This window comes from Flavobacterium ammonificans, from assembly GCF_020886115.1.
GTDB classification, from domain to species: Bacteria; Bacteroidota; Bacteroidia; order Flavobacteriales; family Flavobacteriaceae; genus Flavobacterium; species Flavobacterium ammonificans.
In genome coordinates this window covers 1,291,093-1,314,219 of sequence record NZ_AP025185.1, presented here as the reverse complement: position 1 = coordinate 1,314,219, position 23,127 = coordinate 1,291,093, and the positions used below count along the sequence as shown (strand labels likewise).

Annotated in this window: 24 protein-coding genes and 1 tRNA gene; 16 read left to right on the top strand and 9 right to left on the bottom strand. The window is 35.2% G+C overall.

What is annotated here, in order from left to right:
* Nucleotides 1–30: 30 nt before the first annotated feature.
* Together LPC20_RS05690 and LPC20_RS05685 are read right to left on the bottom strand one after the other, a co-directional pair.
* Nucleotides 31–2,142 (bottom strand): outer membrane beta-barrel protein, encoded by a 2,112-nt coding sequence (locus LPC20_RS05690; RefSeq protein WP_229323360.1) that lies wholly within the window; start codon nucleotides 2,140–2,142, stop codon nucleotides 31–33.
* 214 nt (nucleotides 2,143–2,356) lie between these two features.
* Entirely contained in the window at nucleotides 2,357–3,121 is a 765-nt protein-coding gene (locus tag LPC20_RS05685) for a prohibitin family protein (RefSeq protein WP_229323358.1), read from the bottom strand.
* A gap of 165 nt (nucleotides 3,122–3,286) precedes the next feature.
* Here LPC20_RS05685 and LPC20_RS05680 point away from each other — a divergent pair, with 165 nt between their 5' ends.
* The 8 genes from LPC20_RS05680 to LPC20_RS05645 all read left to right on the top strand — a co-directional run bounded on the left by LPC20_RS05680 (nucleotide 3,287) and on the right by LPC20_RS05645 (nucleotide 10,162).
* The gene (locus LPC20_RS05680) at nucleotides 3,287–3,697 is read left to right on the top strand and encodes a DUF2721 domain-containing protein (protein ID WP_229323355.1); all 411 of its coding nucleotides are present in this window, start codon (nucleotides 3,287–3,289) and stop codon (nucleotides 3,695–3,697) included.
* A gap of 1 nt (nucleotide 3,698) precedes the next feature.
* A complete protein-coding gene (locus tag LPC20_RS05675) occupies nucleotides 3,699–4,592 on the top strand; it encodes an EamA family transporter (protein ID WP_229323353.1) in 894 nt (297 codons plus the stop codon).
* Nucleotides 4,570–5,205, top strand: coding sequence for an alpha-ketoglutarate-dependent dioxygenase AlkB family protein (locus LPC20_RS05670; protein WP_229323351.1), 636 nt, complete (start codon nucleotides 4,570–4,572; stop codon nucleotides 5,203–5,205). Before LPC20_RS05675 ends, LPC20_RS05670 begins: the two co-directional genes overlap by 23 nt.
* A 31-nt stretch (nucleotides 5,206–5,236) precedes the next feature.
* Nucleotides 5,237–6,049 carry a sterol desaturase family protein gene (locus LPC20_RS05665; RefSeq protein WP_229323349.1) on the top strand — a complete coding sequence of 271 codons (813 nt, stop codon included), beginning with the start codon at nucleotides 5,237–5,239 and terminating at the stop codon, nucleotides 6,047–6,049.
* Nucleotides 6,050–6,155: 106 nt separating this feature from the next.
* The gene (locus tag LPC20_RS05660; protein WP_229323347.1) at nucleotides 6,156–6,434 is read left to right on the top strand and encodes a DUF2805 domain-containing protein; all 279 of its coding nucleotides are present in this window, start codon (nucleotides 6,156–6,158) and stop codon (nucleotides 6,432–6,434) included.
* A gap of 51 nt (nucleotides 6,435–6,485) precedes the next feature.
* Complete coding sequence (locus LPC20_RS05655; RefSeq protein ID WP_229323345.1) at nucleotides 6,486–7,424, top strand: alpha/beta hydrolase; 939 nt, start codon at nucleotides 6,486–6,488, stop codon at nucleotides 7,422–7,424.
* Between the two features lie 54 nt (nucleotides 7,425–7,478).
* A complete protein-coding gene (locus LPC20_RS05650) occupies nucleotides 7,479–9,338 on the top strand; it encodes a M61 family metallopeptidase (protein WP_229323343.1) in 1,860 nt (619 codons plus the stop codon).
* Nucleotides 9,339–9,451: 113 nt separating this feature from the next.
* A complete protein-coding gene (locus LPC20_RS05645; RefSeq protein ID WP_229323341.1) occupies nucleotides 9,452–10,162 on the top strand; it encodes a DUF4369 domain-containing protein in 711 nt (236 codons plus the stop codon).
* 98 nt (nucleotides 10,163–10,260) lie between these two features.
* Here the strand turns inward: LPC20_RS05645 and LPC20_RS05640 are convergent.
* The 5 genes from LPC20_RS05640 to idi all read right to left on the bottom strand — a co-directional run bounded on the left by LPC20_RS05640 (nucleotide 10,261) and on the right by idi (nucleotide 12,244).
* Nucleotides 10,261–10,337 (bottom strand) — tRNA-Thr (locus LPC20_RS05640).
* A gap of 78 nt (nucleotides 10,338–10,415) precedes the next feature.
* The gene (locus tag LPC20_RS05635) at nucleotides 10,416–10,682 is read right to left on the bottom strand and encodes a hypothetical protein (RefSeq protein ID WP_229323339.1); all 267 of its coding nucleotides are present in this window, start codon (nucleotides 10,680–10,682) and stop codon (nucleotides 10,416–10,418) included.
* Nucleotides 10,683–10,833: 151 nt separating this feature from the next.
* Complete coding sequence (locus tag LPC20_RS05630) at nucleotides 10,834–11,295, bottom strand: peroxiredoxin (RefSeq protein WP_229323337.1); 462 nt, start codon at nucleotides 11,293–11,295, stop codon at nucleotides 10,834–10,836.
* A 2-nt stretch (nucleotides 11,296–11,297) separates the two neighbouring features.
* Nucleotides 11,298–11,705, bottom strand: coding sequence for a 6-pyruvoyl trahydropterin synthase family protein (locus tag LPC20_RS05625; RefSeq protein ID WP_229323335.1), 408 nt, complete (start codon nucleotides 11,703–11,705; stop codon nucleotides 11,298–11,300).
* 11 nt (nucleotides 11,706–11,716) lie between these two features.
* Nucleotides 11,717–12,244: an isopentenyl-diphosphate Delta-isomerase gene (idi, locus tag LPC20_RS05620; RefSeq protein WP_229323333.1), complete on the bottom strand. Its 528-nt coding sequence runs from the start codon at nucleotides 12,242–12,244 to the stop codon at nucleotides 11,717–11,719.
* A gap of 153 nt (nucleotides 12,245–12,397) precedes the next feature.
* On the opposite strand from idi, the gene LPC20_RS05615 reads away from it, so the two are divergent.
* The 3 genes from LPC20_RS05615 (at nucleotide 12,398) to LPC20_RS05605 (ending at nucleotide 15,972) form a co-directional block, all read left to right on the top strand.
* Entirely contained in the window at nucleotides 12,398–13,489 is a 1,092-nt protein-coding gene (locus LPC20_RS05615; protein ID WP_229323331.1) for a bifunctional methionine sulfoxide reductase B/A protein, read from the top strand.
* A gap of 86 nt (nucleotides 13,490–13,575) precedes the next feature.
* Nucleotides 13,576–14,877, top strand: a complete 1,302-nt coding sequence (locus LPC20_RS05610; RefSeq protein ID WP_229323329.1) for an amidohydrolase — start codon at nucleotides 13,576–13,578, stop codon at nucleotides 14,875–14,877.
* Between the two features lie 15 nt (nucleotides 14,878–14,892).
* Nucleotides 14,893–15,972 (top strand): glycoside hydrolase family 130 protein, encoded by a 1,080-nt coding sequence (locus LPC20_RS05605; protein ID WP_229323327.1) that lies wholly within the window; start codon nucleotides 14,893–14,895, stop codon nucleotides 15,970–15,972.
* Here the strand turns inward: LPC20_RS05605 and LPC20_RS05600 are convergent, their stop codons facing one another.
* Nucleotides 15,973–17,535: an NAD(P)/FAD-dependent oxidoreductase gene (locus tag LPC20_RS05600; RefSeq protein ID WP_229323325.1), complete on the bottom strand. Its 1,563-nt coding sequence runs from the start codon at nucleotides 17,533–17,535 to the stop codon at nucleotides 15,973–15,975.
* A gap of 135 nt (nucleotides 17,536–17,670) precedes the next feature.
* Here LPC20_RS05600 and LPC20_RS05595 point away from each other — a divergent pair, with 135 nt between their 5' ends.
* The gene (locus LPC20_RS05595; protein ID WP_229323323.1) at nucleotides 17,671–17,913 is read left to right on the top strand and encodes a hypothetical protein; all 243 of its coding nucleotides are present in this window, start codon (nucleotides 17,671–17,673) and stop codon (nucleotides 17,911–17,913) included.
* Nucleotide 17,914: 1 nt separating this feature from the next.
* On the opposite strand, the gene recQ is transcribed toward LPC20_RS05595, so the two are convergent.
* The gene (gene recQ, locus LPC20_RS05590) at nucleotides 17,915–20,110 is read right to left on the bottom strand and encodes a DNA helicase RecQ (RefSeq protein WP_229323321.1); all 2,196 of its coding nucleotides are present in this window, start codon (nucleotides 20,108–20,110) and stop codon (nucleotides 17,915–17,917) included.
* Nucleotides 20,111–20,194: 84 nt separating this feature from the next.
* On the opposite strand from recQ, the gene LPC20_RS05585 reads away from it, so the two are divergent.
* The 4 genes from LPC20_RS05585 to lptB all read left to right on the top strand — a co-directional run bounded on the left by LPC20_RS05585 (nucleotide 20,195) and on the right by lptB (nucleotide 23,127).
* A complete protein-coding gene (locus LPC20_RS05585; RefSeq protein ID WP_229323319.1) occupies nucleotides 20,195–21,160 on the top strand; it encodes a KpsF/GutQ family sugar-phosphate isomerase in 966 nt (321 codons plus the stop codon).
* A complete protein-coding gene (gene tatC / locus LPC20_RS05580) occupies nucleotides 21,160–21,975 on the top strand; it encodes a twin-arginine translocase subunit TatC (protein WP_229323317.1) in 816 nt (271 codons plus the stop codon). Before LPC20_RS05585 ends, tatC begins: the two co-directional genes overlap by 1 nt.
* Complete coding sequence (locus LPC20_RS05575; RefSeq protein WP_229323315.1) at nucleotides 21,968–22,315, top strand: carboxymuconolactone decarboxylase family protein; 348 nt, start codon at nucleotides 21,968–21,970, stop codon at nucleotides 22,313–22,315. Before tatC ends, LPC20_RS05575 begins: the two co-directional genes overlap by 8 nt.
* A gap of 71 nt (nucleotides 22,316–22,386) precedes the next feature.
* Nucleotides 22,387–23,127, top strand: a complete 741-nt coding sequence (gene lptB, locus LPC20_RS05570) for an LPS export ABC transporter ATP-binding protein (RefSeq protein ID WP_229323312.1) — start codon at nucleotides 22,387–22,389, stop codon at nucleotides 23,125–23,127.

The window sequence follows — 23,127 nt, the reverse complement described above, 5'->3', positions numbered from 1 at the left end:
ACCCTGCTAGATACTAGTAGGGTTTTTTGTTTAGTTTCCTATAATTCCGGCTTCTTCTTTTTTGTCCTTATTCAATAAAATTGGAGTTTCTCTCGCTAATTTATTCTTCGTTGGAATCTTGTAATTTATACTAAATCCAAAACGACGGGTATCTTGTTTATTATTCAAAAATAAAGGAGTATTTACCGAATTGAATACAATGCGATTCGTATTCAATAAATCATCCACATTGATTGAAACAGACAATCGATCATTGAAAAACTTCTTTGAGAAGGAAAGATCCAGCGAGTTATTAAAAGGTTTTTCTGCAAGGAAATAATAGTAATTCCCATTAGCAGTGATATAACTAAAATTGGTAACAAACTTAATTTTACTTGGTAAAACCAATTGTGACATTAGATTATAAATCCAAAAGCCACGAGTATCCAAGCTAGGAATTTGATGCAACTGATAGGCTGCATATACAAATAGAAAGTTCATCTCATCTGGATTGACATTCATTTTCATTGTTTCGGCAATTCCTTTGGTAAACAACATATACGGAATTGGCATTCCTATGTTAAAGTTATGCACTTTAAGCTCTGGTACATTCTCAAAAGTGTTGATTACCACATTCGAGCGGGGATTCAAATTTACTCTTTGTACTACTTGATTTCTGGCATTACTAACAGAATACCCGATAAATGCATAATCGTAAGCACTTAACTTGACTTCATAATTATCAAAAATAGTAGGCTGTAAATTAGGGTTACCTGTATTATCAATATTTTGATTTTGATAACTGGTGTTGTTTGGATTCAAAGCAGAGGTACTTGGCAATGTAATTTTCTTATTGTAGTTCACATTAAAGAAAACATTCTTGTTCAAATTGTACTGAGCACTTGCGTTGGGGAAGAAACGAAATTGCTGGAACGGAACTAATTCAGTAGTCAATGTCTTTCCAGTGATAGCATAATCTTCTGCGCGTCCACCTACAATAAAACTCAAGCTTTTAAACTTGGTCTGTAATTCAAAATATCCTGCAGTAGTACTTCTTTGATAATCTAAATTCGTAATTCCTTTACTTTGAGTTTGAAAAATCAAATCATCACGAAGTGCTCCAAAGCTAAGTTTACCTTCATCAGAAAAAGAAATGGGCTGTGAATAATCAAATTTAAGATTCAAGTATTTTTGAAAGGAAGAATTGTCAAGTATTGGCGCAACAATTCCGGCAGTATTTAACAAAAATTCATTGGTATTCTGGTTGAAATTCAGGACAAAATCCAACTTCTTTGACTTGTCATCAAATCGTTTTTGATAAGTGGCTACAGCATCTTGTCTAACCGTTTTTGAATTCGTCGCATCTATTGAAGAAAAACCTAAACCGGTTGCTTCCGTATCACTATTGTTGTTGTTTAGATTCAAATCGTAATTCAATAACAAGCGGTCTTTTTTCAAATCAAATGTCAAAGACGATTTCATAAAGTTAGACCTCCCAAGTCGATCTGAATTAACCTTAGAAAGTAAAGTACTAAGCTGGTTTTCATTTTTAGTAAATGAACCCCAAGTAGCACTCTCTCTATAATTTTGACCCATATTTAATTGCCACCCAAAATACTTGTTCTTAGCATTAAGCAAAATACTATTGTTGACTCTCCATCTTAGGCGATCATAATTAGTGGTATTAACACTATTAGAGTAGGTAGCACTTAAGAATTTTTTGGCGTTTTTATTGGTAATGATATTTAAAATAGCTCCACCAGATGTAGCTGGAAATTCGGCACCGGGTTGGGTAATAATTTCAATTTTCTCAATTGCATTGGCTGGCATTCCTTCTAAAAATCCGTTCAGTTCATTGGAAGAAATATTTAACGGACGTCCGTCCATGAACACCTCTAATTGTTTTCCCTGATACATCATTCCGGCAATATCTGAAGCAATTAATCCCGGCAATTTTTTCAATCCTTCTAAAACCGATCCTGAGTTCAAACTCGGCTGGCTAGCAAAATCAAAAATGGTACGATCGGCTTTTTGCTCAATGGCTTTTTTACTTTTTGTAATAGTAACTTCCTTGAGTTCTTCTGCTTTTTTTGAGGTTTCTTGAGCCGTAAGTTGGAAAACTGCACCAAATAATAAGGCTTGTAAAATAATTATCTTTTTCATTTTAAAATTATTGTTCGATGATTTAGTAGCAATTTCCCTTTTTTGTTACACAATTAAGCTGGAAAATTGAAAAAAAAGTAACAACAACTAAAAACAATGTAAAAGAACTTGAATACAATTAATCATAAAAAAAGTCACCTTTTCAAGAGAACTCGAAAAGGCGACTACTACTTAGCTTACTAATTCACTAAATAATCAAAAACAAACCATTCATTTATTGGTTAATTAAAAAAGGTGTTTTACCATCGGTAACAATTATTTTTGCATTCGGTGAGTTGGATAGTTCCTTGAACGCATCAATACTCCTTAATTTAATTATTTCGTTAGTTAATCCTTCTGAAAGAATTTTTTGAGCGTCTCTGGTTCCTTTTGCTTCAATAATTTTTCTTTCAGCTTCAAATTTTTCTTGTTGCAACACAAACTCCATTCGCATAGCATCTTGCTCTGCTTGTAATTTATTTTCAATTGACTGAGAAAGCCCCTGAGGCAATTGAATACTTTTCATTAAAACAGATTCGATAACAATTCCTTTGGCTAAAAGATTGCCTGCCATTTTCTTAAGAATATCTGTTTCGATTTCAGATCTTTTCCCAGAGTGCATGTCTTTGGCAAAATACTGCGAACAAACATCTGCTGAAGCTGATCTAAAAACGTTAGCAATGATACTCTCACTGTTTAAACCTAAATCATTGACGATTTTTACCACTTCATTTTTTTCCAATCGATACAAAATAGAAATTTGAGACATAATACTTAAACCTTCCTTACTTGGTAGGTTGAGCGTCAGTTCTAAATTTCTTGTTTGGATTGATGTTCTAACAATCTTAGAAGTAAATGGATTAAAAAAAACAGGCCCCTGAGGATAGATCTCATTAGAAAGTTTACCTAATCTTTGCTTTAACCCAACTTCTCCTGGCTTAATAGTTACACAACTACTAACAGCTAAACTAATTACTAAAATCAAACTAATTTTTTTCATGGTATTTTTTTTATTTTCAAATTTCGTAAAAATTATTCATAAGTTTTTATTCATATTTACAATGTTATGTATAAATAATTTTTATTTATAAAATTAAGTTTGGAGTTCAATTCATTTAATAAAAAAGATTAGCGAACTTTGTCGTTCAATACAATTCAAAACGAAATGACACTAGAAATTGGAACTCCAGCACTACTTTTTTCTGCTACCTCATTGATTTTGCTAGCTTACACCAATCGTTTTTTAACGATAGCAAGCATCATTCGTGGTTTAAAGAAAGTCTATAAAGAAAAAGAAAACAGCATGATTTTATTGGAAATCAAAAACCTCAACCTGCGATTAACTCTAATTCGTTACATGCAAATGGCTGGTGTGCTGTGCTTGTTTTTATCCGTTTTTGCTATGCTATTATTGTTTTTTGACGAACAAAATATTAGTATTTATTTCTTTGGTATGAGTTTGTTAAGCTTATTAATTTCTTTAGGATTGTCGTTTTGGGAAATCAGTATTTCTGTGAATGCTTTGCGTTTGCATCTAAGCGATTTATCTGAAATGGAAAAAAAACAAATTCATTAAAATGACGCGCAAATCAAAACTAAAAGGGGTTTTACTTATTGCACTTGGAGCTTCAAGCTATGGCATGTTAGCTACTTTTGTGAAAATGGCCTATTCGGAAGGATTTACCACTCCCGAAGTGACAATAGCGCAATTTACCTATGGAATTTTAGGAATTGTACTTATCAATACGATTCAAAAATCACAAAATAAAAATCAAGCGACTACAGCTTCAACCAAAACGATCATCCAACTCATGGCAGCGGGAACTTCGCTTGGTATGACTAGTGTTTTTTACTATTTGGCTGTGAAATACATTCCCGTTTCTATTGCAATTGTATTGCTAATGCAAACGGTTTGGATGGGCGTACTATTTGAAATGCTGCTGGAAAAGAAAATGCCTTCTGCTCAAAAAATCATTTCGGTTTTTGTGGTACTTGTAGGAACTGCTTTGGCAACGAATATCATCGAAAATAAATTGGTAACAGATTGGCGTGGTATTGTACTTGGATTGCTATCTGCAGCTTCGTTCACTACTACCATGTTTACCGCAAACCGAGTAGGTATTGGTGTATCATCGGCACAACGCAGTTTGTTTATGTTGTTAGGTGGTGCCGTCATTGTATTCGGATTTGCCATCGCCAACCAAACGGGAGATTTCCAATTCGAAATCTTTGCCAAATGGGGAATTATTCTAGCGCTTTTTGGTACTATTATTCCGCCTTTATTATTCAATGCAGGCTTTCCACTAACAGGAATTGGATTAGGAAGTATTGTATCGGCTTTAGAACTACCTGTTTCCGTATTAATGGCTTATTTCCTTTTGAATGAAAACATCAACACTTGGCAATGGATCGGAATTGTGCTAATTATCTTGGCTATTGTCATTATGAATGTCAATTATAAAAAAGACTAGTATTTTGGAGTCGCTATTTAATTTCAAATCAGAACCCCTTATACTCGACTTGCCAGACGCTGAGATTATATATTATCCTCAATTTTTTGACAAAGAACAAGCAGACAAAATATATACCGAATTACTCCAAGAAATAGCTTGGCAACAAGATACTATTACGATTTACGGCAAAACACATCCGCAACCGCGTTTGACTGCTTTGTATGGGAATGAAGGAAAACCCTACTCCTATTCCAATATCACGATGCATCCGCAGCCTTGGAATTCACTTTTGCAAAAAATAAAATACTACATTGAGGCTACCACAGAAAGCCAATTCACAACCGTTTTACTTAATCAATATAGAGATGGTAAAGACAGTAACGGTTGGCACGCCGATAACGAAAAAGAATTGGGTCACAACCCTATTATTGCCTCACTTAGTTTTGGTGCTGAACGGGTTTTTCAACTCAAACACAACACGATAGTTGATGCAAAAAAGAGCATTACATTAGAACACGGAAGCCTTTTATTGATGAAAGGAAGCACCCAACATTTTTGGAAACACCAAATTCCAAAAACAGCTAAACCTGTTGGCACAAGAATTAATCTAACCTTTCGCTCAATTGAATAATTGTTTATATTTGAATTCAAATTATACAATTATGGACACTATTATATCCTACTTTTCGACCATTCCCTCTTCGCATCGAAGCTTAATTTTAGTGAGCGGAATTACTATTTTCTGGTTAATTGAAAACGCATTTCCGTTATTCAATTTTAAATACCGTAGATTTCATCATGCTGGAATTAATATCTTCTTTACTTTAACCACCATCATCGTTAACTTTTGTTTGGCTTTCATTTTACTGCAAGTAGCCGATTGGTCGGTAAATAATGATTTTGGAATTTTACAATGGTTACCTGAAATGTCAATTGGAGTTTATGCCTTAGTTGGGCTGTTATTACTTGATTTAATTGGTGCTTATTTGGTGCATTTGGTAGAACACAAAGTAAAAATACTGTGGCGTTTTCATTTGATTCACCATACCGATACTTGGATAGATACGACTACTGCTAACCGTCACCATCCCGGCGAAAGTGTGATTCGATTTGTATTTACCACCTTAGGAGTACTTTTGGTTGGAACACCAATGTGGTTGGTTTTTTTATACCAAACACTTTCTGTAGTAGCCACTCAATTCAATCATGCCAATATTGCTTTACCTAAAAAAGTGGATTTGTATTTGAGTTACTTCATAGTATCTCCAGATATGCACAAAGTACACCACCATTATGTGATGCCGTATACAGATAGTAATTATGGTAATATTTTCTCTATTTGGGATCGCTTATTTGGCACTTTTAAGGTTTTACCAAGGGAAGAAATTGTCTTTGGTGTGGATACTCATATGCAACCTCATGAGCACAATGATTTGAAGAATTTATTAAAAATACCTTTTCAGAAAAAAAAGTAAACGGACAAGTTGAAGTCATTATTTTTTTTATTAATATTGATATCTATTTAAAAACTAAACAACTAAATAAATTATTAATTAAATTGATCTGAATTATTTTCACCTCATGAAAAAGAGTAGCCGTAAAGAATTAAATTGGGAAGAGACGGAAAAACTGATGACTTTAGCCCTAGAAGAAAGAAACCCTTTTGAAATTATCAAAAAAGAATTTGGACTGGTAGAGAAAGAGGTTTTAGAAATTATGAAAAAGAAAATGCCCGCAGAAAAATTCGAAATGTGGAAAAAGAAAGCGGCTGCCAACAAACCAAAACCAAAACCTGTAAAAATTGATGATTTTGACGATGAATTGGATGGTAAATATTATATCAAAAATAAATTAGACTAAAATACAGAACTCCTGAACAACAGGAGTTTTTTTTATACATCCAGCAAACCCATGAGAAAAATCTTTATTTCATTATTCCTTATAGTATCTGCATCTTCTTTTTCGCAAGTCACTGCAGCCTTTACTAAAGAGAACATAACAGTAAATTCCTTATTGAACGGTAGTTTGTATACTCCAAACCAACAGAACAAAAAACTAAATTTAGTCATTCTCATAGCTGGTTCAGGTCCAACAGATCGCGATGGCAATCAAATGGGCTTGGTCAATAATTCCTTGAAACTATTAGCCGAAGCGCTAGCCAATAATGGTATTGCAGTGTACAGTTATGACAAACGAATATTTGCTCAAATGGCTAGTGGTAAACTAGACGAAGCGAGTTTATCTTTCGACAACTTTATTGACGATGCTAAAGCAGTAATTCAATATTTCAAAAATCAAAAAAAATACAACAGCATTACCGTTGCAGGACATAGCGAAGGCGCTTTAATCGGAATGGTGGCAGCTAATGGCAATGCCGATGGGTACATCTCAATTGCTGGAGCGGGTCGCCCTATTGATGAAGTTCTGTTGGAACAAATTGAAAAGCAAGCCCCTTTCTTAAAAGAGGAAGTCCAGAAAAATTTAGAAACACTAAAAAACGGCACTACCTTCGAATTAAAAAATCAAATGCTAGCCTCTTTATTTAGAGCGAGTGTGCAACCCTATATGATTTCGTGGATCAAATACAATCCGCAAACTGAAATCAAAAAACTACAGATTCCAACCCTGCTAATCAACGGTGACAAAGACATTCAAGTAAGTGTGCAAGACGCTCAATTATTACAACAAGCCAAACTGAATGCTCAACTCCATATTATTCAGAATATGAATCATGTATTTAAAGAAATAAAAGGGGACGATGCAGAAAATAAAGCGGCTTACACGAATCCTGATTTACCTATTAGCATTGAATTATCTTCAATAATTACTACTTTTATTCGCTCGTTGTAAACTGTAACAATTACAGCAGACCTGATACTAATAACCCAATCTAAATTATTCAAAATGAAAAAATCAATTATTGCATTAGCTCTAGTGGCTTTTCTTTGGAACAACCAAGTGGCAAACGCCCAAAAAAAGGCTACTCCAAAACAAGATATTAAAGTAGGCATTGACCTTATCGATGTGAAAGACGATAAAGTAAAAGTGACTGTAAAATCTCCGAAATTTACTGCGGATAAAATTACCTATAGTATTCCTAAAATTGTTCCAGGAACGTATTCTGAGGATAATTACGGAAAATACATAGAAGATTTTAAAGCCTTTGATGCAAAAGGAACTGCACTAGCGGTAACAAAAACCGATGACAATACCTGGTCTATTTCCAATGCTAAAAATTTAGCAACTATTACCTATTTGGTAAATGACACTTTCGACACTGAAAAAGGCGGCAGCTTTGGAACTGATATTTTTTCTCCTGCCGGAACCAATATCGATGCCGGAACTAATTTTGTAATCAACACACATGGATTTGTAGGGTACTTCCAAGACAAAAAAGACTTGCCTTATCAAGTTACTATCACGCATCCGGAGACACTTTGGGGAGCAACTTCTATGATTGATACTGACGCCAGTGCAACCAAAGATGTTTTCAATACACCTCGTTATGCTGAGTTAGTAGAAAATCCAATTATGTATGCCAAACCGGATTACACCTCATTTAATGTAAACGGAATGGAAATTCAAATTGCAGTCTATTCGCCTTCAGGAAAAGTAACAGCAGAAAGCATTACTCCTGAAATGAAAAAAATGATGACGGCTCAGAAAACATTTTTAGGCGATATCAATGCTACGAAAAAATACTCTGTTTTATTGTACTTATCGTCTATGAAACCCGAAGATGCAAAAGGATTTGGAGCATTAGAACATCCTACAGCTACTACTGTTGTACTACCTGAAATGATGCCTCTTGATGAGTTACAAAAATCAATGATTGATGTGGTATCTCATGAATTTTTTCATATTCTAACCCCATTAACAATCCATTCTAACGAAATTCAATACTTTGATTACAATGCTCCTAAAATGTCACAACACTTATGGATGTATGAAGGTGTAACGGAGTATTTTGCTAATTTGTTCCAAATCAATCAAGGATTAATTGACGAAACTGACTTTCTAAATCGTATGGCAGAAAAAATCGAACAAGCAAAAAACTTAGACGATAAAATGCCATTCACCACTATGAGTGCCAATGTATTGAAGAGTCCGTATAAGGAGCAGTACTTAAATGTGTACCAAAAAGGTGCTTTAATTGGAATGTGTATTGATATCATTATTCGTGAAAAAAGCAATGGAGAAAGAGGTATTTTGAGCTTAATGCAACAACTATCAAAAGAATATGGTGTAGAAAAAGCATTCAATGACGACGAATTATTTGCAAAAATCACTGCACTAAGCTATCCAGAAGTAGGGAATTTTTTAAGTACTTATGTATCGGGACCAACACCTATTCCTTATGAGATTTTCTTAGCCAAAATGGGCGTAACTAAAACTAATGATAAAAAAGCGGGTAACGTATTCTTAAAAGGGCAATCGCCTTACATTACCGTTAATCAAGCCACTAAAGAAATTTTAGTACGACCTGATACAGAACTAATCGATTTCTATAAAAAATTGGATTTAAGAGCCAATGATATTATTGTAGCTATTAATGATAAAGCATACACATTGGATAACATTTATGAAATGATTGGCGAGAGTGAAAACTGGAAAGAAAACGATGCTATTTCTGTAAAAATCAAAAGAGACGGTAAAGAACAAATCCTAACTGGAAAAGTAAGCTTGCCTTATGAAGAAGTAGAAGGTTTAAAAGCAACTGACAGTGCTAAAACCAATATGAAAAATGCTTGGTTAAAAGGATAAAAAAATAGTTTTTCCTACAATAATCCCAATTTAGAAATAGATTGGGATTTTTTTTATAATTCAAACTCGCTTTCCAACAATTTTCGTTATTTTGCGCCAAAATACAAATACCCATGAAAAAAATAAGTATCGCTTTAGTAGCCGCTTCACTATTATTTGCTTGTTCTGAAAAGAAATCAGAAAACAACCTCCACCTTACAGGAACAATAAAAGGATTAAAAAAAGGAACTTTATATGTTCAAAGAGAAAAAGACAACAAACTTGTTGCAATAGATACGATTAAAATTGAGGGAAACTCCAGTTTTGAAACTGATATAGAATTAAAATCTCCAGAGATGTTGTATCTTTTCTTAGATCGAGGAGTAACCAATTCGATGGATAATAACCTTTACTTTTTTGCTGAACCTGGCAATGTAAACATTGAAACTAATTTAGAGAACTATTTGGCCGATGCAAAAGTAACAGGTTCTAAAAACCAAGATTTATATTATGATTTCAAAAAGATAGATCGCCGCTTTCAAGAAGAAAATTTAACTCTAATTGAAAAAAAATTCAATGCTCAGAAGAATAATAATGCTAAAGAAGTGGACCGAATCATCAACTTACAGGAATCCAACATAAAAAGAAAGTACCTGCACGCAGCTAATTTTGCTATCAATAACAAAGAGTATGAAGTAGCTCCTTATATCGCACTTTCTGAAATTTATGACATCAATTTGAAATACTTAGATACGATTCAAAAATCAATGTCACCAAAAGTAGCCAAATCGCTATACGGGAAAAAATTGACGGATTATATTGCTTCTATTAAAAAACAGCAATAAAGGAGTAATTAATACAAAAACAAAAACCGACAATTAATTGTCGGTTTTTTTTGTGAAATAGTATGAAATAAAAAAACCATAACTTCCGTTATGGTTTTTGGAGCCGGCGGAGGGACTCGAACCCACGACCTGCTGATTACAAATCAGCTGCTCTAGCCAACTGAGCTACGCTGGCAGCGTATTACGGGTGCAAATATAATTCTGAATTTCTATTTTCCAAAATAAATAAGCACTTTTTTACGGTTTTTTTCGACTATAATTCGTTGATTTTAGCAATCAATTGATTAGCAGTTTGTTCCAATTCAACATTGATTTGTTTGAAATGCGCTTTTTTGTTTTCAACGTTTTTAGCGTTAACTTTTGTGATCAATAAATCGAAAGCCGCAATAGCTTCATCGATTAAAGCATTAGTCTCAGGTGTAGGAACTCCTGAAGTAGAAATTTCAAATAAATATACTGCTTCAATAATATCTCCTAAAACGTAGTTGATGTCTTTCTTTAAATTCTTAACGTTTGCCATTTTATTTTTAATTTTAATTTGCGTGTGCAAAAGTACACATAATCTTTCTATTCCTTACTACGAAATGTAAATTTCTAAAATTGAAGCTTTTCCATTGAACCTACACTTAGTTAGCGCAGCTGGAATAGGTCTCAATCAAAATGTTATTGGTTTACTGAGCCACTATTTTTTTTACTGCGGCAAGTGCTTTGGGTAAATGCTGACCTGCTAACATACTATTAAAAACATATTGAACAACACCTTCCGTATCGATTACGTAAGTAACTCTTCCAGGCAACATTCCGAAAAGAGAGGTAGGAACACCAAACAATCTTCGGAGTTTTCTATCTGAATCAGACAGCAGTAAAAAAGGCAACTTATATTGTTTAGTAAACTTTTGATGAGAAGCTAAACTGTCGCCACTTACACCAATTACCTCAGCACCAAGATCTAAAAAATCTTCGTATTGATCCCTAAAACTACAAGCTTGTGCAGTACATCCTGGCGTATTGTCTTTTGGATAAAAATAAAGTACCAATGGCTTTTTACCAATGATAGTAGTGCTATCAAAGTTAGCTCCATTAGTATCTGTTGCAGTAAATTGAGGCACTTTATCGCCTATTGCTAATGCCATACTTATCCTTTAAAGGTTACAAAATTACGTGGCGTTTCATACAAAACCACTTCTAAGTCGTGAGCTGCAGGAATTCGTTTTCTGATTTTATTCCAAATTACAACAACAATATTTTCGGCCGTGGGATTTAAATCTTGAAACTCAGGAACATCTAAATTCAAATTTTTATGATCCATTTGGTTTTCGACTTCTTCCTTAATAATGTCTGAAAGAATCTTAACATCCATTACATAACCCGTTTCTGGATCAATCTCGCCAGTTACACTCACTATCAATTCGTAATTGTGACCGTGAAAATTCGGATTGTTACATTTCCCAAAAACGGCATTATTTTGTTCAAATGACCAATCTTTTCTGTACAATCGGTGTGCCGCATTAAAGTGGGCTTTTCTTGAAATCGTAACTCTCATTGGTAAGTGTTTTATAGGGTGTGTTCTTCTAAAAAATGATAAAATTCGTCAAAAATGATTTTGAACCAAATGGTATACAAATCAGGATTATTCTGAATGTCGGATTTAACTGCCTCTATAGGCATCCATTTCCAATCCTCTACTTCTTCGGTATTGATATGAGGAGCATAGTTGTAATAGCCAATCATCACATGATCCAATTCATGCTCAGTTAAACCATTGTCAAAAGGCGCTTTGTAAATAAAATGAAATAATTCTTTGAGCTCCGTATTAAAACCCATTTCCTCAAAAAGTCGGCGACTACCCGCTTGAATATTAGTTTCGCCTTCACGTTGGTGACTACAACAAGTATTCGTCCATAAAAGCGGAGAATGGTATTTGTGATGCGCACGTTGTTGCAACATGATTTCGTTTTTGCTATTCAATACAAAAACAGAAAAAGCACGATGCAAAACCGCTTTTTCATGGGCTTCCATTTTTGGCATTAAGCCAATGGGCTCATCTCTTTCGTTAACTAAAATTACATTCTCTTCAATCATACAAAACTATTGGTTCCCAAAAATACAAAAAAGAAGGGGTACAACCGCTGATTTTTTATTTTAAACAAAGTTTAACGAATGTCTAATCTACAAAAGTGTTAAATTTACATACCTATAAATCACCAACCAGTAAAAAAACAAACAATCAATACTATGAAATATTACTTTCTATTGCTCGTTCCCTTGCTATTTTTTTCTGCATGTGGTCAAACAACAAAACAAAAAAAATCCAAAACTACTGTTATGTCAAATACTATTTCTAAACCTGAAAATCCATACTATTCCAATACTGATACTGCAAAACTAACTGTTTCTAATGCCGAGTGGAAAAAAATCCTCTCTCCTGATTTGTACGCAGTTGCACGTGAGGCCGATACCGAAAGAGCTTTTACCGGTACGATGTGGAATGACGAAACCAAAGGAACTTATTATTGTGCTACTTGTGGGTACAAACTATTTCAGTCCAATCAAAAATTTACTAGCAGTTGCGGCTGGCCAAGTTTTTTTGAACAAGAAAATAAAGAAAGTATTGTTTTTAAATTAGACAAATCCTACGGAATGATTCGCACCGAAGCGCTATGTGGCAGATGCGACAGCCATTTAGGACATTTATTTAATGACGGTCCAGAACCAACAGGAAAAAGATATTGTATGAATGCTATTTCACTTGATTTTGTTCCAGATGCAGCACCCGTAGCAAAAAAAGGAGCCTTTAAAACGATTACTATTGGAGGAGGTTGCTATTGGTGTGTTGAAGCAGTATACGACAATCTAAAAGGGGTTCAATCAGTTGTTTCAGGATATGCTGGTGGTCGCACTGAAAATCCAACCTATGAGGAAGTTTGCTCAGGAACAACAGGACATGCAGAAGTTGTTCAAATTACCTATGATCCAACTCAAACCAATACGGATGAAATTTTCAAAGTATTTTTTACCGTTCACGATCCAACCACACTGAACCGTCAAGGTGCTGATGTAGGAACGCAATACCGTTCGGTTATTTTTTATACGAATGAAAAAGAAAAACAAGAGGCACACAACATCATTAACGCCTTAGAAACATCTAAAGTATACGACAGTCCTGTTGTAACTACAATTGAACCACTTACTCAATTCTATAAAGCCGAAGACTATCATCAAGACTATTACAATAACAACAAAAGTCAACCCTACTGCAAAATGGTGATTCAACCCAAAATTGAAAAATTTGAAAAATTATTTAAAAGCAGATTGAAGAAAGAGTAACTTATCCGAACTGCTTTTTGGTTTTAAGTAAAAGAAAAGATTAGTTTTTGTACATTTGGTTATTACACATTCTTATAATAAACCAAATGAAAAAACTAATCTTCTTTTTTTTCCTAGCAATAACCCCTATTGCTCAATCTCAAAATACGCTTCTTAAATCAAAAATAGCTCAAAAAGCAGCAGCTCTTGAGCAACAAGTTATTCAATGGAGACGAGACTTTCATCAACATCCTGAATTAGGCAATAGAGAATTTCAAACTGCCGAAAAAATTGCGACCTATTTAAAAAGTATTGGCATACAAGTGCAAACTGGAGTTGCAAAAACAGGTGTTGTCGGACTATTAAAAGGAGGTAAACCAGGTCCCGTTGTAGCACTTCGCGCAGATATGGATGCATTACCAGTAAAAGAAAGAGTAAACCTTCCTTTTGCATCTAAAGCAGAAGGCGAATATAACAATCAAAAGGTAGCAGTAATGCACGCTTGTGGACATGATACGCATGTTGCTATGTTGATGGGAACGGCGACTATTCTTGCTGAATTACGAAAAGAAATTAAAGGTACTGTAAAATTCATCTTTCAACCCGCTGAAGAGGGAGCTCCAGAAGGAGAAGAAGGTGGTGCCGAACTTATGGTGAAAGAAGGAGTCTTGGAAAATCCAAAAGTAGATGTAATTTTTGGACTTCATATCAACGCACAAACCGAGGTAGGTAAGATAAAATACCGCCCAAAAGGCACCATGGCGTCTTCGGATTGGTTCAAAATAAAAGTAAGTGGTAAACAATCTCATGGGGCGACTCCATGGCAAGGGATTGACCCAATTGTAACTTCATCTCAAATTATTCTTGGTTTGCAAACGATAGTAAGCAGAAACATGGCGCTTACTGAAAATGCTGCTGTGGTAAGTGTAGGTCAAGTGAATGCAGGTATCCGAAGTAATATTATTCCTGAAGAATTAAATATGAGTGGTACCATTCGAACTCTTGACAGCAAAGCGCAAGACTATATACACTCCAGAGTGAAACAAATCGCCACTAACATTGCCGAAAGCGCTGGAGCAACCGCAGTAGTAGACATTACAAAGAAAACATTGATAACTTATAATGACCCTAGCTTAACTGAAAAAATGGTTCCAACATTAGAAAGTTCAGCAGGAAAAGAAAATGTAATTCTAACGGAAGCCGTAACTGGAGCTGAAGATTTTTCATTCTATCAGGATAAAATTCCAGGCTTGTTCTTTTTCCTTGGGGGAATGCCAAAAGGGAAAAAAGCCGAAGAAATGCCTTCACATCATACCCCTGATTTTTATATCGATGAGAGTGGGTTTGTTCTGGGGATGAAGTCTATGGCCAATCTTACCATTGATTATATGGATAAGGCCTCAAAATAATTACTTCCCAAATTTATGAAACAGTTAATTCGTTTTTTAGTTCTTATTGTATTTGTAAACTGCAACAATAGTGAGGCACAAGAATCCAGCCCCAGTTGGACGCTAGTTGATTTTATAAAAATAGATAGTATTAATCCTATTTTATCGCCTAACGCTAAACAAACTTTTAATTGTCCGGTGAGCAAATCATTGGTCAATTGGGAAGAACGCAATGTTCTAAATCCATCTGCTATTGTAAAAGACAATAAAATCTATCTAATTTACCGAGCGCAGGATAACCAAATGACTTCTCGTTTAGGATTGGCAATTAGTGAAGATGGTTTGCATTTTAAAAAAGAAGCCGAACCTATCTTTTTTCCTGATAATGATACCATGAATGGCTACGAATGGAAAGGTGGTGTAGAAGATCCAAGAGTGATTGAATGTCCAGACGGAAGCTATTTTATGACCTATACTTCTTATGATGGGAAAATAGCACGTCTTTGTTTTGCAACTTCTAAAGATTTAAAACATTGGACCAAACAAGGATTGGTGCTAAAAGACGAAAAATACAAAGATCTTTGGGCAAAATCTGGTGCAGTTGTGGGCGAAAAAAAAGGAAATAAAATCGTTGCCACTAAAATTAACAATAAGTATTGGATGTATTTTGGAGATACCGATTTGTTCATGGCCTACTCTGAAGATTTGATTCATTGGCAAGCCGCTGTCAATGAGGAAAGTCAAAAAATGATTAGTGTACTTCATCCTAGAATGGGGTATTTTGATAGTCGATTAGTAGAACCTGGTCCATTTGCGTTGTTGCAAAAGGAAGGTATTCTGCTAATTTACAACGGTAGTAATGCGGCCAATTACAACACTGCCGAGTTACCAAAATTCACTTATGCTGCGGGTCAAGCTTTATTTGACAGAAACCAACCTTATAAATTAATCGATCGTACTCAAAATCATTTTATTCACCCTGATAAACCCTATGAAAAAATAGGCGAAGTCAACGAAGTTTGTTTTGTTGAAGGATTAGTTTTCTTTAAAAATAAATGGTTTTTATACTACGGTACTGCTGACTCAAAAATTGCAGTTACTGTACGAGATAAATAACTATTGATGTAAACTTTCAGCAATTTTCAAAGCACATTTTTCGCCATCAATAGCAGCTGAAATAATGCCGCCTGCATAACCAGCTCCTTCACCGCAAGGATACAATCCTTTGATTTGTAAATGCTCTAAACTAATTCCATCTCTCGGAATTCGAACAGGCGAAGAAGTTCGCGATTCAGGCGCATGCAAAATGGCATCATTAGTCAAATATCCTTTCATCGATTTTCCAAATTCGGTAAATCCTTCACGTAGAATTTGACTTAAAAATCCGGGAAACACCTGCCCCATTTCTACTGAAGTAGTTCCGGGTACATAAGACGTAGGAGGAATACTTGCAGACACTTTATTCTGAGTAAAATCAATCATTCGTTGGGCAGGAACACGCTGTGTTTGACCAGCCAAATGCCATGCTTTTTGTTCGATACTTTTTTGAAATTCCATTCCGGCCAAAGCACCAAATTTTGCAAAAGGTTTAAAATCTTCTAACTTCAATTCGATGACAATACCCGAATTAGCGGTAGCCTGATCTCTTTTAGAAGGCGACCATCCATTGGTCACCACCTCACCCGGACTTGTAGCACATGGTGCAATTACGCCACCCGGACACATACAAAAAGAATACATGCCACGACCGCCCACTTGTTTGACAATCGAATAAGGCGCTGGAGGTAAATGTTCACCACGGTAATCACAACTGTATTGAATGCTATCTATTAACGATTGTGGATGTTCTGTTCGCACTCCTAAAGCAAATGGTTTGGCTTCAATCAGTACTTTTTTGCGATCCAACATTTCAAAAATGTCACGAGCCGAATGCCCTGTTGCCAAAATCATTTTATTGGCGGATATAGTATCGCCATTTTGGGTTACCACACCTTGGACTTCGTTATTTTTAATCAAAATATCCGTTACACGGGTTTCAAACAAAACTTGTCCGCCACATTCGATTATCTTTTCTCGTATATCTTGAATAATTTGAGGCAATTTGTTGGTTCCAATATGCGGATGTGCCTCCACTAAAATATCGGGTGTGGCACCAAAAGCGACTAACAATTCTAATATTCTTGTAACATCTCCACGCTTTTTAGAACGAGTATACAGCTTCCCATCAGAATAGGTTCCTGCTCCCCCTTCGCCAAAACAATAATTGGAATCTTCATTGACAATATGATCTCGATTAATCGCTTTTAAATCACGACGACGCCCACGAACGTCTTTTCCGCGTTCTACCACAATGGGTTTTAATCCCAATTCTATCAATTGTAGTGCTGCAAAAAGTCCCGCTGGTCCTGCGCCAATAACAATTACTTCTTGTTTATTTGTAACATTTGGATAATCCGGAAGCGCTATCGATGATTCTTGAAAAGTTTCGCCTTGCAAATAAATTACAACTTTTAAATTGACTTTGATGGCTTTTTGACGCGCATCAATAGAACGTTTTACTATAGCAATATGTTGAATATCATTTACTCCAACCTTTATTTGTTTGGACAAATGCTCTTGCAACAAGGCAGTATTTGCAGCTATTTCGGGACTAACTTGAAGTAAAAGTTCTTTAGGCATTGGGTATGGATTAATTATTGTAAAGCCTATTTAGCAAAACAATTGGCAAAAATAACATTTTGAAGTGAATTCGGTCAATCAAAATACCAACCATTTTACTTTAGAGTTTGTACCTTTGCAACTCAATTGCAAAAAATGGAAAGAAAAATTAAATTAATTTGGGATTTTAGAGGACCCGCTGCTGCTAAAACTGCAGAACATCATGAAATTCATTTAAAAGAATATAGTACTATTGAAAAGTTACCAATCAATATCACTGGGTATCAAATACTCAATGATATGCATGCAATTGCCTTTATGGTGGTAACAGACGACTATATGATCTCGGTTCGTGATGCCTTAAAACCTCATCGAGGCGAACTATATGAAGAAAAATAAATTAATTAGCCACTTCGCTAATGAATTTAATACGCATCAAACGCAGTTCATCAATATCGTATTCTCCATCAAATTCTTTCAGTGCATCTTCTATTTTATCCGAATCCGATTCCATAAAATACTCATGGATTTCTTCTTGCTGATCGTCATCTAACATGTCGTCAATCCAATATTTGATGTTCAATTTGGTTCCAGAATAAACAATCTGTTCCATCTCTTTTATCAAATCATCCATTGTCATTCCTTTTGCGGAAGCAATATCATCTAGTGAAAGTTTACGATCAATATTTTGAATGATGTACAATTTATTGGCCGAATTCACACCCGTAGATTTGACTACTAAATCATCTGGTCGGATGATATCATTGTCCTCTACATAACGGCTAATTAGTGCTAAAAATGGCGCGCCATATTTTTTTGCCTTCCCTTCTCCAACACCGTGAATGTTTGTTAATTCATCAAGTGAGATTGGATATTTCAAAGCCATATCTTCTAGAGATGGATCTTGGAAAACTACAAAAGGAGGTACCCCTAGATTTTTCGCTTCTTTTTTACGCAACTCCCGTAACATTGCCATCAAAGCCTCATCGGCAGTTCCAGAAGAACTGGCAGCGCTTACAATAGCATCGTCTTCAGTTTCATTGTATTCGTGATCCTCAGACATCATAAACGAAATCGGGTTTTTGATAAAATCCAAGCCTTTATCCGTAATTTTTACGATACCATAGGTTTCAATATCTTTCGCCAAATAGCCATCAACCAAAACTTGTCTTAACAGCGCCATCCAGTATTTTTCATCATGATCAACACCACAACCAAAAAAGGATTGTGAATCTGTTTTGTGCGCTTTAATCACAGCATTTACTCGGCCAATCAAAGTAAACACTACTTCTTTAGACTTGTATAAATGTTTCGTATCTCTTACCACTTCAAGTAATTTCACTACTTGATTTTTAGCTTCTACTTTATTTTTCGGATTGCGAACATTGTCATCCATGTCGGCACCTTCTCCTGTTTCGCTATCAAATTCTTCTCCGAAATAATGCAATAAAAATTTACGTCTGGACATAGAAGTTTCAGCATAGGCCACAACTTCTTGCAATAAAGCAAATCCAATTTCTTGTTCTGCAACGGGTTTACCCGACATAAACTTTTCTAATTTCTCTACATCTTTGTAGGAATAGTAGGCTAAACAATGACCTTCGCCCCCATCGCGACCAGCACGACCAGTTTCTTGGTAATAACTTTCTAAAGATTTTGGAATATCGTGGTGAATTACAAAACGTACATCCGGTTTGTCAATTCCCATACCGAAAGCAATAGTTGCTACGACTACTTCCACATCTTCCATCAAGAACATGTCTTGATGTTTGGCACGTGTTTTGGCATCCAATCCAGCATGATACGGAACTGCACTAATGCCATTCACTTGCAACACCTCGGCAATCGCTTCTACTTTTTTACGGCTTAAGCAATAAATAATTCCTGATTTTCCTTTATTCTGTTTGATAAAACGAATAATATCCGATTCAATATTCTTAGTCTTTGTACGAACTTCGTAATACAAATTCGGTCTGTTGAAAGACGCTTTATAGGTAGTCGCATCGGACATATCTAAATTTTTCAATATGTCTTCCTGCACTTTTGGAGTCGCCGTAGCGGTCAACCCAATAATAGGCACATCACCTAACTGTTTTATTATATAACGTAAATTACGGTATTCCGGTCTAAAATCATGACCCCATTCGGATATACAATGCGCTTCGTCAATAGCTACAAAAGAGACTTTAACCGATTGAAGAAATTGAACGTATTCGTCTTTGGTAAGGGATTCTGGAGCGACATACAATAATTTTGTAATACCCGCTGTAATATCATTTTTAACCTGAGTAATTTCTGTTTTAGTTAATGAAGAATTTAATACGTGAGCAATTCCATTTTCAGAAGATAAACTCCGAATAGCATCTACCTGATTCTTCATTAAAGCAATTAATGGAGACACCACAATGGCTGTCCCTTCTTGAATCAAAGCAGGTAATTGGTAACAAAGTGATTTACCGCCTCCCGTGGGCATAATAACAAAAGTATTTTCTTTATTCAAAATACTTTTAATTACTGGTTCTTGCAGTCCCTTGAATTGTCCGAAGCCAAAATACTTCTTTAATTCTTTATGGATATCAATTTCGTTTGAATTCATTATTTACTGTGTGGTATTTTGTATAAATTTGCACCACATAAAGATACTATTTTCTTTTACAAACACAAATTTAACTATTCTGTTTTGACAACAACATCAAATATTTTGGCAAGTGCCAAAAAAACGATACTCTCTGAGAGCCTATCCATCTCAAAATTAGCCGATTTACTCGATGCTAATTTTGTTGCTGCGGTAGAAAAAATATACCAATCCAAAGGCCGATTAGTGGTTACAGGTATTGGCAAAAGCGCTATCATTGCTCAAAAAATGGTGGCTAGTTTCAATTCGACTGGCACACCATCACTTTTTTTACATGCTGCCGAAGCCATACATGGCGATCTAGGCATGCTTCAAAAAGAAGATGTTGTTATTTGTATTTCAAAAAGCGGCAACAGTCCTGAAATTAAAGTTTTAGTTCCGTTATTAAAACGCTTTGACAATATTTTGATTGCGATTACTGGAAATATGAGTTCGTTTTTAGCACAAGGATCTGATATAGTGTTAAACACAACTGTAGACAGCGAGTCTTGTCCAAATAATTTAGCGCCTACCAATAGCACCACTGCTCAATTGGTTATGGGAGATGCTTTAGTAGTTTGCCTAATGGAGATGCGCAACTTCAAAGCAGAAGATTTTGCCGTGTACCATCCAGGAGGCGCATTGGGTAAAAAATTATTACTTCGCGTAAAGGACATGCTCGAAAACTCCTTGAAACCTATGGTGGCTCCAGATGCTCCAATTAAAAAAGTTATTTTCGAAATTTCGGAAAAACGCTTAGGAGTAACCGCCGTTGTAGAAAACAATAAAGTAATCGGAATCATTACTGATGGCGATATCCGACGCATGTTGAACGAAAGAGATAACTTTTCCGATTTAACAGCAAAAGACATCATGACCCAAAATCCAAAAACTACTTCTTCTGAAGCGATGGTAATTGATGCCTTTCATTTGATGGAAAATTTTAAAATTACCCAATTGATTGTAGTAGACGATTCAGAGTTCAAAGGCGTATTGCATTTACACGATATTTTAAAAGAAGGAATTATATAATGGCAAAGAAAGATTTGAACGAAATGTCGTTTTTAGATCATCTAGAAGAACTACGATGGTTGTTGGTTAAGAGTACTATTGGTATTTTAGTAATGGCAACTTTGACTTTTTTTGTGAGCGACTTTATCTTTAATGATGTCATTTTTGGGCCAACCAAAGCGGATTTTATTACTTACCGATTTTTTTGTGATTTATCACACCAATTGGGTTTTGCCGATAGCATTTGCGTAACTGAAATGGCTTTCATCATTCAAAATACGAATATGGAAGGCCAAATCAATATTTTAATTTGGACTTGTATCACCGCGGGTTTCATTTTAGCTTTTCCTTTTATTTTGTGGCAAATCTGGCAATTTATCAGTCCCGCTTTGTATGAAAAAGAAAAAAAGCATGCTAAATTGTTTGTGTTCACCTCGTCTATTCTTTTCTTTTTAGGAGTATTATTTGGTTATTTTGTTATTGTACCCATGTCGGTCAACTTTTTTGCCACCTTTACTGTCAGTGATGTCATTAAAAATCAGTTTAGTGTAGACTCTTATATTGGGATGCTTAAAACTAGCGTTATTGCCTGTGGTTTGTTTTTTGAACTGCCAATTATTATCTACTTTCTAACTAAATTAGGTTTGGTCACCCCTACTTTTTTAAGAAAATACTGGAAGTACGCTGTAATTATCATTTTAATTGTAGCCGCGATTGTTACTCCGCCTGATGTGGTAAGTCAAATTATAGTTACCATTCCGATGTTAATTATATACGAAGCGAGTATTTTAATTTCTAAAATTGTAATCCGAAATAAAAACAAAGAAAATGGCTGATATTGTAGATGAATTTAATGAGTATCGTTCTAAAATGAACGAGAAATTATTGGCAGACAATAACAAAATTGTCAAAAGAATCTTTAACTTGGATACCAATGCCTATGCCGAAGGCGCTTTGGATGTAAAAACAAAAGAACTTTTAGGCCTTGTTGCTTCAGCAGTATTGCGTTGTGATGATTGCGTTAAGTATCATTTGGAAACTAGTCACAAAGAAGGCGTAACCAAAGCAGAAATGATGGAAGCTATGGGAATTGCGACATTGGTTGGCGGAACCATTGTAGTCCCTCATTTACGTAGAGCCTACGAATTTTGGGAGGCTTTAGAGAATAATAAATAATGTACCAATGCATCGATGTAACAATAAACCAATTGCTACATTTTACTAATTGATTAATTTACACATTTAAAATGATATTAAGAGCAGATAATTTGGTGAAAACCTATAAAGGCCGTAGCGTCGTAAAAGGGATTTCGGTGGAAGTAAACCAAGGAGAAATCGTAGGTCTCTTAGGTCCTAATGGTGCTGGGAAAACGACTTCATTTTACATGATTGTAGGTTTAGTGAAACCCAATTCAGGCAGTATTCATTTAGACAATTTGGAAATAACTGATTATCCGATGTACAAAAGAGCCCAAGCTGGAATTGGGTATTTAGCACAAGAAGCCTCTGTTTTTAGAAAACTAAGTATTGAAGATAACATTTTAAGCGTATTGCAATTAACCAACCTGTCAAAAGCTGAACAAGAAGCTAAGATGGAAAGTTTAATTGCCGAATTCAGTTTGGAACACATTCGTACCAATCGAGGTGATTTACTTTCAGGAGGAGAAAGACGTCGTACCGAAATTGCACGTTGTTTAGCTACCGACCCGAAGTTCATCTTACTAGACGAACCTTTTGCAGGTGTAGATCCAGTAGCGGTAGAAGATATTCAGCGAATTGTTGCGCAATTGAAAAATAAAAACATCGGTATCTTAATTACCGATCATAATGTTCAAGAAACCTTAGCTATTACTGACAAAACTTACTTAATGTTTGAAGGAGGTATTCTTAAAGCAGGAATTCCGGAAGAATTAGTAGAAGACGAAATGGTACGCCGAGTGTATTTGGGACAGAACTTTGAATTGAGAAAGAAAAAATTGGAATTCTAA